Here is a 16,371-nt window from a genome sequence, read left to right as displayed (position 1 = left end):
AGAATGATCGAACCCCTCATCCCATGAGGCGGACTATCACCCCTACGGCTGGCCGGTGGCGAAGGGGATCGACGTCGACCCCGGCTCCGCGCTCTCCGTTTTGATCGGGTGCGCCTTTCGCCGCGAGAATCGGTCCATGTACAGGTAGATGACCGGTGTCGTGAACAGCGTGAGCATTTGCGATATGAGCAAACCGCCCACGATGGCAATGCCCAAGGGCCGCCGCAATTCCGAGCCCATGCCGTGGCCCAAGGCCAGAGGCAGACCGCCGAGCAGCGCGGCCAATGTCGTCATCATGATGGGGCGGAAGCGCAGGACGCAGGCTTTGTAGATCGCATCGTGCGGCGATAGGTTCTCGTCGCGTTCGGCTTCGATGGCGAAGTCGATCATCATGATCGCGTTCTTCTTCACGATGCCGATGAGCAAGATGATGCCAATCAGCGCAATGATGCTCAGCTCCGTCTTGAAGGCCAACAACGCCAGCAGCGCTCCGACACCCGCCGATGGCAACGTCGACAGAATCGTCACGGGGTGAATCAGGCTCTCGTAGAGCACCCCCAACACGATGTAGACGGTGAACAACGCGGCCAGAATGAGAATCGGCTGGCTCGACAGCGACGACTTGAAGGCTTGCGCCGTGCCTTGAAAATCCGCGTGCACGCTGGGCGGGAGGCCGATTTCGAGTTCGGCGCGATGGATGGCATCCACGGCTTGGCCCAAGGCCACGCCTGGCGCCAGATTGAACGACAGGGTCGTTGCGGGGAATTGACCCTGGTGCGGAATCGACAGCGCCGTCGGGCGCGATGCGGGCTTGGTCAGGCTGCTCAGAGGCACCTGGCTCCCGTCGGGCGCGCGCACGTAAATCGATTGAAGACCGTCGAGGTTCTTCTGCAGCTCGGGTTTGATCTCCAAAATGACGCGGTTTTGATTCAACTGCGTGTACACCGTCGCGACCTGCCGCTGCCCGTAGGCGTCGTACAGCGTGTCGTCGATGTTCTGCGGCGAGATGCCCAGACGCGACGCCGTATCGCGATCGATGTCGAGCCCCAGCTCGATGCCCGAGGTCTGCTGATCCGACGCCACATCGCGCAGCTCGGGCAGCTTCTTCAGGCGCTCCACCATCTTCGGACCCCATTCGCGCAGCTCGCGCAGGTTCGCGTCCTGCAGCGAGTATTGATACTGCGTGCGCGTGGTTCTTCCGCCCATGCGAATGTCCTGCACCGACTGCAGGTAGAGGTTGACCCCTGGCACCTGCGACAGCTTGGGACGAAGGCGCGCGATGACTTCGTCCGCCGTCGACTTGCGAACGCCGAGCGGTTTCAACTCCACGAAGGCGCTGCCCGTGTTCACCGTACCGCCGCCGCCGATGAAGGAGAGCGCCTGCGCCACGTCCGGATCGGCCTTGAGGATCGCATTGATCTGCGCCTGCTTGTCGCGCATCGTCGGAAATGACGTGTCCTGCGAAGACTCCGAGAAGCCGGCCAGCGAGCCGGTGTCCTGCTGCGGGAACAGCCCCTTCGGCACGAGGATGTAGAGTGCAACCGTGACCACCAACGTCACCAAGGTGACGGCCAAGGTAAGCCGGTGATGGCCGAGCACCCACTTGAGCCCGCGCGCGTAAATGGAGAGCATGCGCTCGAAGAAGCGCTCCGAGACGCGGTAAAACGCGCCCTGGTTCTCCTCGTGTTTGTGCCGCAGAAGGCGCGAGCACATCATCGGCGTCAAGGTGAGCGACACCAAGGCCGACACGGCAATGGCGATGCTCAAGGTGACCGCGAACTCGCGGAAAAGGCGCCCGATGATGCCGCCCATGAGCAAAATCGGAATGAACACCGCGATGAGCGACACCGTGATCGAAACGATGGTGAAGCCGATTTGCTTGGCGCCTTTCAACGCCGCGTTCATCGGCGAATCGCCCAGCTCGATGAAACGCGTGACGTTTTCGGTCACCACGATGGCATCGTCGACGACGAACCCTGTCGAAATGGTCAGCGCCATCAGCGACAGGTTGTCCAGGCTGTAGCCGAGCAGGTACATCACGCCGAAGGTGGCCACGATGGACAGCGGCACGGCCACCGTAGGAATGGCAGTCGCACGGAGATTGCGCAAAAAGGCAAAGACGACCAGCACCACCAGCCCGACGCTGAGCACCAGGGTTTGCTCGACGTCGCGCACGGAGGCGCGGATGGTCTGGCTTCGATCGAGCGTCACCGAGATGTTCACCGCCGGCGAAATCGAATCCGCCAAATGCGGCAGAATGGCCCGCACGCGCCCGATGACGTCGATGATGTTCGCGCCCGGTTGCCGGCGGACGATCATCAACACCGCGCGTTCGTTGTTGGCCCAGGCCGCAACCCGGTTGTTTTCGACATCGTCGACCACCCGCGCCACGTCCTTGAGGCGGACCGTCGCGTTGTCGCGGTAGGTGACCACCAGCTCCTGAAACTGCTTCGCACCGAAAAGCTGATCGTTCGCCGACAGCGAGTGCGCCTGGTCCGCGCCACTGAGTCCGCCCTTGGGCTGGTCGATGGTGGCTTGCGAAATGACCGTGCGTACGTCCTCCAGATTGAGGCCCATACCGGCCAGCGCCGCGGGATCGACCTGCACGCGCACGGCGGGTTGCTGTCCTCCGCCGACGAAAACCTGCCCCACGCCCTGCACTTGGGAAATCTTCTGCGCGAGGATGCTGTTCGCCGTGTCGAAGATTTGGGACAGCGGAATCGTGTCGCTCTTGAGCGAGATGATCAGAATCGGTTGGTCCGCCGGATTGATCTTCCGGTAATTCGGGCGGAAGGGCAGGTTGCTCGGCAGCTCGCCCGCGGCCGCGTTGATGGCCGCTTGCACGTCGCGCGCGGCCGATTCGACGTCGCGATCGAGATCGAATTGCAACTGTATCGACGTCGTACCGAGCGAGCTGGTCGAGGTGATCTCGTTCAGGCCCGCAATGCGCCCGAAGCGCCGTTCGAGCGGCGTGGCCACGGCCGAGGCCATCGTCTCCGGGCTTGCGCCGGGCAGCGACGCCGACACGTTGATGCTGGGCATGTCGACGCGTGGGAGCGGCGCCACCGGCAGAAACAGGTACGCGGTGATCCCCGCAATCAACACCGCCGCCGCCAGCAGCGACGTTGCAATCGGGCGCTGGATGAACGGGGCCGAAATGTTCATGGCCTTACTCCGCCACCGCCTCGGCCGTCCGCGCCCGGTTGCCCTTCACGAAGCGCGCGAAGCGTTCCATGTAGAGGTAAATCACCGGCGTGGTGTACAGCGTGAGCACCTGCGAAATGAGCAAGCCGCCCACGATGGCGATGCCCAGCGGCCGCCGCAGCTCGGAGCCCGTGCCTTGCCCGAGCGCGAGCGGAATGCCTCCGAACAAGGCCGCCAGCGTGGTCATCATGATGGGCCGGAACCGGAGCAAGCACGCCTTGTGGATGGACTCCTGCGGCGAAAGCCCTTCATCGCGCTCCGCCTCCAGGGCGAAGTCGATCATCATGATGGCGTTCTTCTTCACGATGCCGATGAGCAAGATGATGCCGATGAGCGCGATGACGCTGAACTCGACCTTCATCAGCATCAACGCGAGCAGGGCACCCACGCCGGCGGAGGGAAGGGTGGACAGAATCGTGATGGGGTGGATGTAGCTCTCGTAGAGAATGCCCAGCACGATGTAGACGGTGATGAGCGCGGCCAGAATGAGAACGGGCTCGCTCGCGAGCGACTCCTCGAACGCGGCCGCCGCACCCTGGAATTCACCGTGAAGGCCCGGCGGCAGCCCGAGCTCGTGCGTCGCCTTGGTGATGGCCTCGACGGCGTGCCCGAGCGACGCGCCATCGGCCAAGTTGAACGAGAGCGTCGCCGCGGCGAACTGCCCCTGGTGCATGATGGAGAGCGACACCGGCTTCGGTTCGAAGTGCGTGAACGCGCTCAGGGGAACTTGCACGCCGCTCGCCGCCTTCACGTAAATGCGGTCGAGCGCCTGCGGGTTCGCCTGGAACTCGGGCTTCACCTCCAGAATGACGCGGTACAAATTGAGCTGCGTGAAGACCGTCGAGATCTGCCGCTGGCCGAAGGCGTCGTACAGAACGTCGTCGATGGCCTGGGGCGAGACGCCGAGGCGCGAGGCGGTGTCTCGGTCGATGGTGAGCGCCACCTGGAGACCGGCCACCTGCAGATCGCTGGCCACATCGCGGATCTGCGGCAGTGTTTTCAGCTTGGCGAGCACCTGCGGCGTGTACGTGCGCAGCTCCTCGATGTTCGCATCCTCGAGCGTGTACTGGTACTGCGTGCGCGCGATGCGGTTGTCGATCTGCAGGTCTTGAACGGACTGCAGGTAGAGCGCAATGCCCTCGACATGGGCCAGCTTGGGCTGGAGGCGCGCGATGATCTCCTCCGAGTTGGCGTGGCGTTCGGCGCGCGGCTTCAACGTGATGTTCAGGCGCCCGCTGTTCATCGTGGCATTGGTTCCATCGGCGCCGATGAACGAGGCCACCGAGGCGACGTCGGGATCTTGCAGCACCACGTCGGCGAGCGCGCGCTGGCGATCCAGCATGCGCGTGAACGACACGTCGGCGGGTGCCTCGGAGACGCCGGTGATGATGCCGGTGTCTTGCTGCGGGAAGAAGCCCTTGGGGATCATCAGCGCGAGCACCACGGTGAGCGCGACCGTCGCCAGGGTGACCACCAAGGTGAAGAACTGGTGGCGCAGCACCCAGCGCACGCCCACGTCGTAGACGCTGATCATCTTCTCGAAGAATGCCTCCGAGGCCTTGTAGAAGCGCCCTTCGTTCTCCGGCTGGTGCGGCTTGAGCAGGTGGCCGCACATCATCGCGGTGAGGGTGAGCGACAGCACGGCGGACACCGCGATGGCCACGCTCAAGGTGATGGCAAACTCCCGGAAAAGACGCCCGATGAGCCCTTGCATGAACAAGAGCGGGATGAGCACCGCCACCAGCGAAATGGTCAGCGACAGAATCGTGAAGCCGATCTGCTTGGCGCCTTTGAGCGCGGCCTCGAACGGCGGCTCGCCCTCCTCGATGTAGCGCGCGATGTTCTCGATCATGACGATGGCGTCGTCCACGACGAAGCCGGTCGAGATGGTCAGCGCCATCAGGGACAGGTTGTTCAAGCTGTAGCCGAGCAGGTACATCACCCCGAAGGTGCCGATGAGCGACAGCGGCACGGCGATGCCCGGGATGATCGTGGCGCGGAAGCTGCGCAAGAAGAGGTAGATGACCGCGACGACCAAGGCCACGGTGAGCACCAAGGTGAACTCCACGTCCTCCACCGAGGCGCGCACCGTTTCCGTGCGGTCGCTCACGATTTTGACGTCGATGCCCTGCGGCAAGGTGGCGCGGAGCTGCGGGAGCAGCGACTTGACGCCGTCGGCCACCTGAATGACGTTGGCGCCCGGCTGGCGCTGCACGTTGAGGATGATGGCCCGCTTCTCGTTGGCCCAACCCGCGAGCTGCGCGTTCTCCACGCCATCGATGACCGAGGCGATGTTGAGCAGCCGCACCGGCGCGCCGTCCTTGTACGCAATCACGATGGGCCGGAACGACGCCGCGTTGGAGAGCTGATCGTTCGTCGCCAAGGTGTAGTCCTGGCGCGTGCCATCGATGTTGCCTTTGGGCTGGTTCACGTTGGCGGCCACGATGGCCGAGCGCACGTCCTCCAGGCCGAGCCCGAGCCCCGAAAGCGCCACCGGATCCACCTGGATGCGCACGGCGGGCTTCTGCGCGCCATTCAAGGTGACCAGGCCCACGCCCGACACCTGCGAGATCTTCTGCGCCAGAATCGAGTCGGCGTAGTCGTTGACCTGATCGAGCGCGATGGTGTCCGAGCTCACGCTCAACGTGAGGATCGGCGTGTCGGCCGGGTTGCTCTTGCTGTACGTGGGTGGGACGGGCAAGGTCCGCGGCAACAGGTTCGACGCGGCGTTGATGGCCGCCTGCACGTCTTGCTCGGCCGCATCGATGTCGCGATCGAGCGAGAATTGCACGGTGATCTGCGAGCTGCCGAAGCTCGACACCGACGTCATCTGCGTGAGCGACGGCATCTGCCCGAACTGGCGCTCCAGCGGCGTCGTGACCGCGGAGGCCATGGTCTCGGCGCTCGCGCCGGGCAGCATGGTCGAGATCACGATGGTCGGGTAGTCGACCTGCGGCAGCGCCGACACGGGCAGCTGCCGAAAGCCGATGAGGCCCGCGAGCATCAGGCCGACCATCAGCAACGACGTCGCGACCGGACGCCGGATGAACGGCTCGGAGATGCTCACGGCGCCGCCACCGCGCTGCTGCTGGGCGCGGGTTTGGACTCACCCTGGCGGGTGGCGGTGGGCTTGTCCGCCGCGCGGGGGGCCAACTTCGAGCCGGGGCGCAGTTGGAACTGGCCATCTTGCACCACGTGCTCGCCGGCGTTCAGCCCCTTGGAAATGATCGTCCAATCGCCCTGCGTGAGGTCGACCTCGATGGGGCGCATCTCCGCGGTCTGATCGGGCTTGGCCACATAGGCGAAGGCGCCCTGCGGCCCGCGTTGCACCACCGGTGTGGGCACCACGATGGCGCCGCGACGGTTCGTCAAGAGCAGTCGCGCCTTGACGAAGAGGTTCGGCCAGAGCTTCTTGTCCGGGTTGGGGAAGCTGGCCTTGAGGCGGATGGTCGCCGTGGCCGTGTTGATCTGGTTGTCGATGAGCATGACCGTGCCGCTGCCGAGCAACTGGTCCCCGTCACGACTGAACGCGTCCACCGTGAGCGGGCCGTGGCTCATGGCCTCCGACACGCGCGGCAGATCGTCTTGCGGCAACGTGAAGAAGACGGCAATCGGATCGAGCTGCGTGATGATCACGATGCCGTCGGTGCCGTTCGCCTGAACGAGGTTGCCCGGGTCGACGTTACGGACGCCGGTGATGCCGTCGATGGGCGAGGTGATGCGCGAGTACTCGAGCTGCAGGCGCGCATTCTCGATCGCCGCCTGGTCCGCCCGCAGCGTCGCATCCGCGGTATCGGCCGCGGCCTGCTGATCGGTGAACTGCTGCTGCGAGATGAGCTTCTGCCCCACCAAGGTCTGGTAGCGCTCCAAATTGAGTTTCGCGTTCTTCGCCGTGGCGGTGTCGCGCGCCAGGGCCGCCTCTGCCTGGTGCAGCGCGATGGTGAACGGCCGCGGGTCGACCTGGGCGAGCACGTCGCCTTTCTTCACGGCCTGCCCCTCCTTGAAGAGCACCTGCTGCAGACGCCCATCGACCTGCGACTTCACCGTGACGGTGTAGAAGGCGGTCGCCGTGCCGAGGCCGTACAGGTAAATCGGCATATCCTTCGACTCGACGTTGGCCAGCACCACGGGCACCGGGCGATTCGCGGCGGCCGAAGCCGACGCCGCGGCCTCGGGCGGGCCACCTCCCGCTGCAGCCGCACCTTTCTTCTTCGCCTGGTACTTCACGTACCCGAAGGCGACGGCACCGATCACCAACAAGCCTACGATCCACCGCCACGCGCGCATGCGAGCTCCGTTCATGATCGACCCATGGCGGCAAGAAGCTGAGCGCGGGCCGTTGCCAAATTGTAATCCGCCGTAATCACATTGGCTGCTGCCGTGGTAGCCGCCACTTGGGCATCGTTCAGCTCGATGATGTTGCCGGTGCCGGCCTGGTAGCGGCCCTCGGCCAGCCGAAGCTGCTCCCGCGCATTGGTGAGCGCCTCGCGCGCGGCATCGATGGCCTCCCGGTTGGCCTTCACGTTGAGCCAGGCCTGCTGCACCTCGTAGCTCACCTGAAGCTGCTGCTGATCGACCTGGGCGGCGATGTTCGTCAAGGTGGCTTCGGCCTCGTGCACGATGCCGTGGGTCTGCCAGCCCGACAAGATGGGCCAGTTGAGCGAGGCGCCCACGCTCCAATTCGGTCCCAAGTGCTCAATCTCCGTGCCCGCGGCGGTGAGCCCCGCCGTGGCCACCAAGCTGGGCCCGTACGCGCCCTTCGAGGCGCGAATGATCAGCTCCTGCGCCTCTTTCTGCTTGGCCAGGGTCATCAACTCCGGTCGCTGGGCGATGGCTTTCTTGATCGCAGCGTCGACGGGGAGGTCTTCGTCCTGCAGCGGGCCGACGTCTTCCTCGCCCACGTCGAAGTTCGTATCGGCGACGATGCCCATCTGCTGATTGAGCGCGGCCTTGGAGATCTCGAAGTTGTTCTTTGCCGTGATGAGTTGCACGCGACCATTGGCGTATTGCGTTCGCGATTGCACCACATCGATCTCCGGGCGCGTACCGACCTGGACGAACGCCTGACTTTGCTGCACGTGCCGATCGAGGTTGGCCAACGTCTCCTCTTGCACCTTCACAAGCGCCTTGGTGGCCCGCACGAAGTAGTAAGCGTTCTTGACGTTCAATTGCGTCGTCACGCGCGCGGTCCGTTCGTTGGCTTGCGAGGCATCGACGGTGCGATCCGCCGCGCGCCACCGGCCATCGGTCTGCCCGAAGTCGTATATCAACTGCGTGGCATTCAATCCGAAATTGAACGAGTTGTAAGTGTCGGTCCAACTCACGTTGTTTTGGCCTCCCGCGGGACCGGGGACCGCGTTGGCGGTTCCGCGCCGGTACGTCGCGGTGCCGGTGAGCTGCGGGAGGTAGCCCGAGCGAACCTGCTCGACCCGCGCCTTCGAGACGGCGGTGTTTGCCCGTGCCTGGCGCATGAGGGGCTGATTCGTTGCCGCCGTATCCATGGCCTCACGAAGGGTGAGAATTCGTGGGGGCGGCACGGCAGAGACGGCTTGCGCAAAGAGTAGGGGTAGAAGGACAGCGGGCATGATGGGGAAGAATCACGACGACGAGTAACTGTCGAGTGAAGAACGGCGAAGGGTGGATGACGGGTGGCGAAGGGTTTGAATTCGATGGCGAGAGGTTTTGCCGCTCTCTTCGCTCCAGCCAGTAGAGAAATTTCACCTCCGTAGGGCTGCTTTCAAATGAGATCTAGCGGTCTTGCCTCCTCGCCGTGCGAGAACCGCGGCAGCGGGAGGAAACCGGCGGGACCGGCGCGATGTGTGGTTTAGCAAAAAAGGATCGCCACCGCGCCCGGCGATCCTCGCACGAGAAACGGACGAGGGCGCCGGCCTCGCCGGGGTTCTCCCGCTACCGCTGCTCGACTGCAACATGTTCGCCAGACCCGGGACGAACCATCGAAAGTTGCGTTAACAGCGTGTTGGACTTGGCGCGCCGCGGTCGTTGCCCTAGTCGACAATGCCCATGCACGAGAAGAGTGACGATATTGCGACCATCGAGAACCGTGTCCATGCCCACGCGCGCGCCGTCGGTGCCGATTTCGAGGTGCTGCCGTGTGATCCCGCCCTGGCGGATACGGCTGCGTTTTGTGCCCATTACGGAATTGAAATGGAAGATTCCGCCAATGCAATCTTGGTGGCCAGCAAGGGCGAGCCGCGCAAATATGCGGTGTGCGTGCTCCTGGCGACCACGCGGCTCGATGTCAACAAGGCCGTGTGCCAGCAGCTCGCATGCAAACGCGCCTCTTTCGCCGACGCGGACGAGACCCGGCGCATCACCGGGATGATTCTCGGTGGCGTCACGGTTTTCGGTCTGCCCCCCGAGCTACCGTTGTTCGTCGACGCCGCGGTGATGTCCCGCGCGCGGGTCGTCGTAGGCGGCGGAAGCCGCTCCTCGAAGCTGCGCCTCGACCCCGCCATCTTCCGCACCATGCCCGGCGTCACCATCGTCGAAAACCTCGCCAAGGCGCCCTAGCTGCGCTGGAGATGATTGAACAGGGAGGGGGGGAGGCGGGGAGGGAAACAACGCGAATCCCACCGAGTGCCAAGGCTTTTTTTTTGTTTTCAGTTGGCTTCGTGAGCCAAGTGAAAACCCAAACCAGCCTCGGTGCGCGGTGGGATTTGTGCCGTATCCCTCCCCGCCTCCCCCTCTCCCTGTTCAAATTCTGAAGCCGCTCACTCCCGGTCCGTGGGGGGCCACTCTTCGCGGTTCATGCAAAAGGTCGTCGATGACGTGATGCGGCGGGCGGCGTCCGCGCCTACGCGGCGCGTGAGATCGGCCTCGAAGTCCTTCAATTCGCGCGTCTTGGCGAGGTAGTACCGCTCCAGGGGATGGCCCTGGGTGGTGCCCTCGTTGCGCGAGCCCGCGCGGACTTCCGCGACGTGGCGGAAAATACCCTCGTCTTCCTGGGCATGCTGGTCGAGCAGCGACTCACACGTTTCCGCGCCGATGCGCTCCGCCACCCGGGCATCGGCGCCGAGCCATTCGGCGCAGCTCGCGCGGGTGCTTTCCCAGGCCCGCGCATTGGCGGCACGAAAGGCCTCGGCCACGGTCTGGGCATCGCGCGACCCCAGGCCCACGGACTGCAGATCGCCCTCCACCGGCTCCCAGTCGTCGCCCATGATGCACGGGCGACTCAGTTTCACCTGACCGCGCTGCGCAAGGCGTTGCCACTCATCCGGGCTCGGATCGAAGCGATCTTCCACGGGAGGCTGCGGCTGGGCCGGCTGGCCGGTAAGCGGCTCGCTCGTGAGGCTTAGCTCAGCCGTGGGCTGCTCGTCAGAAGCGCCGCCGTGCAGCGTCCGGGTCAGCTCGTCTTGGCACCGGATCAGCGAGTCCGCCAACTGCTGCCGCGCATCCTCGATGCCCGCGGCGCCGGCGGCCTCGGCCGGCGCCTTCTTGGGTTCTTTCGAGATGGAGGAAGGGTGCCGGTTCTTTCCGAGGGCCTCCTTGCCCTCGTAGAACGCTACGGTGGACAGCACCCCCAACGCGCACGTGAGACTGGTGACGATGTACCGGTTGACCATCGGAAACCTCGTACGTTGCTCCCCGACGTAGGATCTACGAAGGGCAGACAGCGTCGGTACGCCGAAGTTTCCGAACGCATTCCCGGACGGGCGCCTACCAGCCCGTTTGACCGCGCGAGGCGATGGCGCGCATGGCGTCCCGTGTGGCCCCGCCGCTCAGCCGCCAGTCGGTGTTTCCGGTTCCGGTGGCATCCCAATAGAGGAACATGAAGAAGCCCTTGTCGCGGAGGTACGTCTCCGTCGCGAGCAGATCGGTTGCGCGCGCGCCAGGGTCGTCCGGATTTTCCATCCGGCCGAATTCGACGACGGCCAACGGCTTTCCCTTGGTCTTCGCCCAATCGTACCAGCGCTGGAACTGCGGATCGTTGCCCGCATGGGTGCGCTTTTTCGTGGTGGCCTCGTTGTAGTCGTCGACGCCAAGAAAGTCGGTGGCGTCGGAGCCGGGCCACCAGTCATCTTGGTTCTTCGTGGAGTCGGAGCCCGGACGCCATTGATAGGACATGGCGACGTATCCAACTTGGATATGTGAATTCGCTTCCTTCACGACTTTGTAGAAATGCCTGAATAAGTCCACGAACGTGGGCCCGTCCATGTCATTTTCGGGCTCGTGGTACATCGTGAGGTACGTCGTGTGGTCCGTGGGAAACGAGGCGGCGAGCGAACGAATGTCGTCGTCGTATTTCCCTTTGGCCACACCGCCGATGGTCGGCGGCTTCACCGAGAGGAACGAAATGACCTTGTTCTCCGCGTCCTTGGCGGCGGCCGATTTGTCGATATGGTTCGGCAAACCCGAATTGAACGAGCGGCGAACACGCCATGGTCCGAATTCGTCGGATTCCGCGAGCCACGAGCCAATTTTGTTGTCCGGCTTGTTCACGTCGGCGCCGATCCACATCTTCGACGGCTTCGCGATGGGATTCTCCGTCGTATTTCCCGTATCCGCATCACCGTTCGCGGCGCACCCGGCCGCGAGCACCAATAGACCGATACCCAAAGCTACACGCAATGTCATTCGCCTCTCCTTCGTCGTGTAAAAGTGAAAACGTGAGGGCCTGCGATTCAGTATGAATTCGCACTATCATGCAGCTTCGATGAGTCAAAGTTTAAATTCATGATTAACGAATACGGAATATATCCACATTCGTATTGCGCGATGGTTGCGTGCCGTGGGCAAAGGTTGCGCATGCATTGAGCGGCAATTGCTCAACCGGAGCCGTTCTTCCCGCTCCCGCTCCCGCTCCCCCTCCCGAGGTTCTCCCACTTGAGATCTCGGGAGCTGGAGCGGGAGCGGGAGGGGGGACGGAGCAAATATGCCGCAGAGTCGCACCCTGTAACCAGAGGGCGCCATCGTACATGGTGAAGTGGCACTCGATCTAAGGTGGGGGGACCCGGAAGCGCTTGCGGCTCTAGCTAACCTCTACGAAAAACAGCAGATGTGGCGGGACCTCGTCGAGGTCCTCGAACGGTCGCTTGCCCTCGTCCCCAACGAGGACGACCGACTCAACATCCTGACCCGGAGGGCGAGGATCTTCCTCGATAAGCTCCACCGGGACGACAAGGCGATTGTCGATTACCAACGCATTCTCGAAATCGATTATGCGAACTTGGTAGCGCTTCGATCGATTGCGGCCATCCGTCGCCGCCAACAAGATGCCAATCAGCTCGTCCACGCCCTTCATCAAATCGTTGGGCGCGCTTCGCACCTCCTCGATCCGGAGGAGCTCAAGGAGATCTACCGCGAACTTGCCTTGATCTACAGCCGTCACCTGGGCCGGCACCAAGAAGCCGCGCAGGCGTGGCGCAAACTCCTCGAAATCGACGCCGATCCGCAGGCTTTGGATTCGCTGGAGAACATGTACCGCGACATGCAGAGCTGGCCCGACGTGGTGCAGATCAAAATGATGCGCGCGGAGATCCTGCGGGACCGTGCCACCAAAATCGAAGAATACCGAAGCATCGCCACGATTTGGACTCAGATGCTCCGTCAGCCCGATGGCGCTACGGCGGCGTATGAAAAAATTCTCGAGCTCGACCCACACAATTCGGAAGCGTTCGAGGAGCTCGAGCGCCGCCACCGGCGCGCCTCGCGCTGGCCGCAGCTCATCGATCTGCTCCTGGCGCGCCTCGATGCCGGGCCCGGGAAGACCGAGAAAATCGCACTTCTGCACAAGATTGCCCAGGTATGCGAGGAGGGGTTGGGCGACGCCAACGAGGCGTTCGTCGCCCTGATGAGCGCGCTCGAAGAGGACGTGCACGACGGCGAAACCGCGCGCTACATCGAGCGCGTCGCCGGTGCGACCGGCCAATGGGAGGAGCTGATTCGCACGGCCACCGGGTGGCTCGAGCAGCGCAAAGAGCCAAAAGACCAGATTCGCATTCTGATGCATTTGGCCAAATGGCATAACCTCAATGGGCATACGCAATACGCGCATGCCTATTACGCGCAGATCGAAGAGATGATGCCCAACAACGCGGGCGCGCTCGAGGTCTACCGCGAGGTGCTGCACGCCGATCCGACGAACCTCCAGGCCATGCTCGGCCTGGCCCGCGTGCACGAGGCGCTTCACCAGTGGACGGAGCTGCAACGCGTCCTCGAGGCGGCGGTCGAGGTGGCGGAGACGGGCGCCGAGCGCATCGAGATCTTGCTCCGGCTGGCCAAGTTGGAGGAGGAACACTTCGTTCGCCACGACCAGGCGGCCCGCCGTTTGGAGCAAGTGCTCGAGATCGACGACACGCACGAGGACGCGTACGCGGTGCTCGAACGCATGTACCAGCGGACGCGCAAGTGGCGCGAGCTGGTTCGCACGTACGAGCGGCACCTGGAGATTGCCACCAGCCGGGAAATCAAGGTCCAGCTGTATGCGGCCATCGCCAAGATCCACACGGACGATCTGCCCGATCCCAAGCGGACCATCGACGCCTACCGCCACATCGTGGCCATGGACGATTCCAACGTCGAGGCCAATGCCGCGCTGGCCAAGCTGTACGAGGGGCAGGGTAATTCCAATCAGTCACTCGAGCACATGACCCGCCTGGCGGAGCTCACGCGCGATCCGCAGGAGCGTGCAGAGGCCTTTTTCAAGATTGGAAAGGCGCTGGAGCAAAAGACCGGCAACCGCCTCGAGGCGCAAGATCGCTACGATTTGGCCATCGGGTTCGATCCGACGCACGTCCGCGCCCTGGCGGCGGCGCGCAAAATCGCGATGGACAATAGCGATTACGAGCGCGCGATTCGCTACCTCGACCAGGAGCAGAGTCACACGCCGCATGCGCGCACGCGCTCCAAGCTTCTCGTGGAGCTCGGAAATCTGCACAAAGACAAGATGAACGACTCGAAGAGTGCGCTCTTGGCGTTCGAGGCCGCGTACCAGGCGGACGACGACAACGAGGAGGCCGCGCGTCCGCTCATCGAGGAGTACATCGAGCGCAAAGAGTGGGCGAAGGCCGAGGGACCGATCGAGCTGGTCATTCGCAAGGGCGGCAACAAGCGCCCGCGCGAAGAGCAGCATGCGCTGTTCAAGCGGCAGGGTCAGGTGGCGCTGGCGCTCGGAAAGAACGACAAGGCGCTGAAAGCCTTCACCTCGGCGTACCGCTTCGATGTCACCGATCTCGAGACCGTGCGCGGTCTTGGCGATGCGGCGTTCAACATGCGCGATTGGAACGGGGCGCTCACCCGATACCACAAGCTTTTGACGTCCCTTCCGCAGGATGAAAAGGAATTACGCGCCGACGTATATTTCAAACTTGGCTGCATGAAGCGCGAGCAAGGCTTTGCCAAACAGGCCATTGCCAACTTCGAAAAGGCCTTTACCTCGAACGAGGTGCACCAGCCCACGCTCGAAGCGTGCATCAAGCTCTACACGGATCAAAAGGACTGGAAGCAGGTGGCCGGCCTCAAAAAGCGCCAGCTGGACAGCGAGAGCGATCCCGAAAAGCGCTACCAGATGCTGCTGGAAATGGCCGATCTCTGGGAGCAGAAGGCCAAGGATCTGTTCAAGGCGCTGGAGTGCCTCGAGGACGCGCTCAAGCTCAAGCCGGACTGCTATCCGCTCATGCATCGCATCGTGGCGCTCTGCCAGCAGACGGAGAATTGGCCGCGGGTCATCGAGACCATTTGGACCATGGCGTCGCTCGATCGCGATCCGACGCGCAAGAGCAAATACATTTACGCGATTGCCCAGGTTTACCGCGACAAGCTGGGCGACGAAGGGAAAGCCATCGAGCACTTCAACGAGGCGCTGGATCTCAATCCAGGGCTGCTCGAGGCCTTCGAGCGCATCGTCAAGATGCTCACCGTCAACAAGGACTGGAAGGCGCTGGAACGCTCGTTCCGGAAGATGCTGCGGCGGCTGACCAAGAGCACGGACATGGAGCTGCAGAACAACCTGTGGCACAGCCTGGGGCTCATTTACCGCGACCGCCTGAACGACGTACCCAGCGCCATCGAAGCGTTCAAGCTCGCGGCGAGGGCAGGGGAGGCCGCCCACCCCGAGCGCACCATCGATCGCGAGATCCTGGCCGAGCTTTTCGAAGCTACCGATCAGACCGACTCGGCGATTGCCGAGTACTCGCGCATCCTCACCAAGGATCCGATGCGCATCGAACCGTACCGCGCGATGTGCAAGCTGTACTTGCGCCGTCACGAGTACGATCGCGCGTGGTGCTTGTGCGCCGCCTTGTCCTTCTTGCGCAAGGCCGACGAGGGCGAGCAGCAGTTCTTCGAAAGCTACCGCCCGCGCCGGATGCTCCAAGTGCGCAGCCGCCTGGGCAACGAGCAGTGGGTCCGCAGCCTCTTGCACACCGAGGAAGATCTCTACGTCGACAAGATCTTCGAGATGCTCGTTCCCGCGGCCATCGTGGCCAAGTTGAACCAGCTTCGCGCGCAGAATCAGCTGCCGGTGCTCGACCGGCGCTACCGGCAGGATCCGGTCACGAGCACGGTGACCTTGGCGAAGACCTTCGGCTGGGCGGCGCAGGTGCTGGGCGTGCCGGCACCGGAGCTCTACGTCCGTCCGGACATCCAAGGCTCGCTGCTCGCGGTGCCGTACTCGCCGCCGGCGAGCGTCGCCGGGCAGACGATCCTGAGCGGGTTCACGCCGCAGGAGCTCACGTTCATCGTGGGCAAGCACCTCGCGTACTACCGCGGCGGGCACTACATGCGGAATTTGTTCCCGTCGTTGAACGAACTCAAGGTGATGTTCTTCGCCGCCATCAAAATCGCGAAGCCCGATTTCAACGTGCCGGCCGACATCGCCGAGGGCGTGAAGGGCGCGGCGCAGGAGCTGTCGAAGTACATGCAGCCGATCCAGCGCGATTCGCTTCGCGTGGTGGTGCAGCGCTTCATCGACGATGGGATGAAGGTCGACCTGAAGAAGTGGGCTCAGACCGTGGAGGTCACCGCGATCCGCGCGGGGCTCTTGCTCTGCGCGGACCTGGAGATCGCCAAGAAGGTCATCATGGCCGAGCCGCAGCTTCCGGGCGACATGGCTCCTTCGGACAAATTGAAGGAGCTCGTCGTCTTCAGCGTGAGCGAGCCCTACTTCAACTTGCGCGAGACATTGGGCATCGCCGTCGCCGCGTGAGC

8 protein-coding genes are annotated in these 16,371 nt (G+C 63.5%); 2 read left to right on the top strand and 6 right to left on the bottom strand.

Translation table 11 applies throughout. The features are described 5' to 3' along the window. Window positions 1-42: 42 nt before the first annotated feature. From LZC95_21740 to LZC95_21725, 4 genes are read right to left on the bottom strand one after another with little or no spacing between them, the layout of a single operon-like run. Window positions 43-3,165, bottom strand: a complete 3,123-nt coding sequence (locus tag LZC95_21740; GenBank protein WXA99429.1) for a multidrug efflux RND transporter permease subunit — start codon at window positions 3,163-3,165, stop codon at window positions 43-45. Window positions 3,166-3,169: 4 nt separating this feature from the next. Beyond that, on the bottom strand, window positions 3,170-6,220 hold the full coding sequence (locus LZC95_21735) for a multidrug efflux RND transporter permease subunit (GenBank protein WXB00207.1): 3,051 nt from the start codon (window positions 6,218-6,220) through the stop codon (window positions 3,170-3,172). 47 nt (window positions 6,221-6,267) lie between these two features. Then, on the bottom strand, window positions 6,268-7,506 hold the full coding sequence (locus LZC95_21730; GenBank protein ID WXA99428.1) for an efflux RND transporter periplasmic adaptor subunit: 1,239 nt from the start codon (window positions 7,504-7,506) through the stop codon (window positions 6,268-6,270). Next, window positions 7,503-8,789, bottom strand: coding sequence for a TolC family protein (locus tag LZC95_21725; protein ID WXA99427.1), 1,287 nt, complete (start codon window positions 8,787-8,789; stop codon window positions 7,503-7,505). The genes LZC95_21730 and LZC95_21725 overlap by 4 nt, the downstream gene beginning before the upstream one ends. A gap of 436 nt (window positions 8,790-9,225) precedes the next feature. On the opposite strand from LZC95_21725, the gene LZC95_21720 reads away from it, so the two are divergent. After that, window positions 9,226-9,735, top strand: coding sequence for a hypothetical protein (locus LZC95_21720; protein ID WXA99426.1), 510 nt, complete (start codon window positions 9,226-9,228; stop codon window positions 9,733-9,735). 200 nt (window positions 9,736-9,935) lie between these two features. On the opposite strand, the gene LZC95_21715 is transcribed toward LZC95_21720, so the two are convergent. Continuing rightward, window positions 9,936-10,787 carry a hypothetical protein gene (locus LZC95_21715; GenBank protein ID WXA99425.1) on the bottom strand — a complete coding sequence of 284 codons (852 nt, stop codon included), beginning with the start codon at window positions 10,785-10,787 and terminating at the stop codon, window positions 9,936-9,938. A gap of 94 nt (window positions 10,788-10,881) precedes the next feature. Next, complete coding sequence (locus tag LZC95_21710; protein ID WXA99424.1) at window positions 10,882-11,799, bottom strand: hypothetical protein; 918 nt, start codon at window positions 11,797-11,799, stop codon at window positions 10,882-10,884. Between the two features lie 421 nt (window positions 11,800-12,220). Here LZC95_21710 and LZC95_21705 point away from each other — a divergent pair, with 421 nt between their 5' ends. Further along, window positions 12,221-16,369, top strand: coding sequence for a hypothetical protein (locus tag LZC95_21705; protein WXA99423.1), 4,149 nt, complete (start codon window positions 12,221-12,223; stop codon window positions 16,367-16,369). Window positions 16,370-16,371 lie beyond the last annotated feature (2 nt).

The sequence above is a fragment of the Sorangiineae bacterium MSr12523 genome, assembly GCA_037157775.1.
In the GTDB taxonomy this organism is placed as follows: Bacteria; Myxococcota_A; Polyangia; order Polyangiales; family Polyangiaceae; genus Pendulispora; species Pendulispora brunnea.
This window is presented reverse-complemented; position numbering and strand designations above follow the sequence as displayed.

Bases quoted from the DNA above. Each gene is read 5' to 3' on its own strand.
- LZC95_21740 (WXA99429.1), bottom strand. From the start codon at position 3,165: ATGAACATTTCGGCCCCGTTCATCCAGCGCCCGATTGCAACGTCGCTG.
- LZC95_21735 (WXB00207.1), bottom strand. From the start codon at position 6,220: ATGGTCGGCCTGATGCTCGCGGGCCTCATCGGCTTTCGGCAGCTGCCC.
- LZC95_21730 (WXA99428.1), bottom strand. From the start codon at position 7,506: ATGAACGGAGCTCGCATGCGCGCGTGGCGGTGGATCGTAGGCTTGTTG.
- LZC95_21725 (WXA99427.1), bottom strand. From the start codon at position 8,789: ATGCCCGCTGTCCTTCTACCCCTACTCTTTGCGCAAGCCGTCTCTGCC.
- LZC95_21720 (WXA99426.1), top strand. From the start codon at position 9,226: ATGCACGAGAAGAGTGACGATATTGCGACCATCGAGAACCGTGTCCAT.
- LZC95_21715 (WXA99425.1), bottom strand. From the start codon at position 10,787: ATGGTCAACCGGTACATCGTCACCAGTCTCACGTGCGCGTTGGGGGTG.
- LZC95_21710 (WXA99424.1), bottom strand. From the start codon at position 11,799: ATGACATTGCGTGTAGCTTTGGGTATCGGTCTATTGGTGCTCGCGGCC.
- LZC95_21705 (WXA99423.1), top strand. From the start codon at position 12,221: ATGTGGCGGGACCTCGTCGAGGTCCTCGAACGGTCGCTTGCCCTCGTC.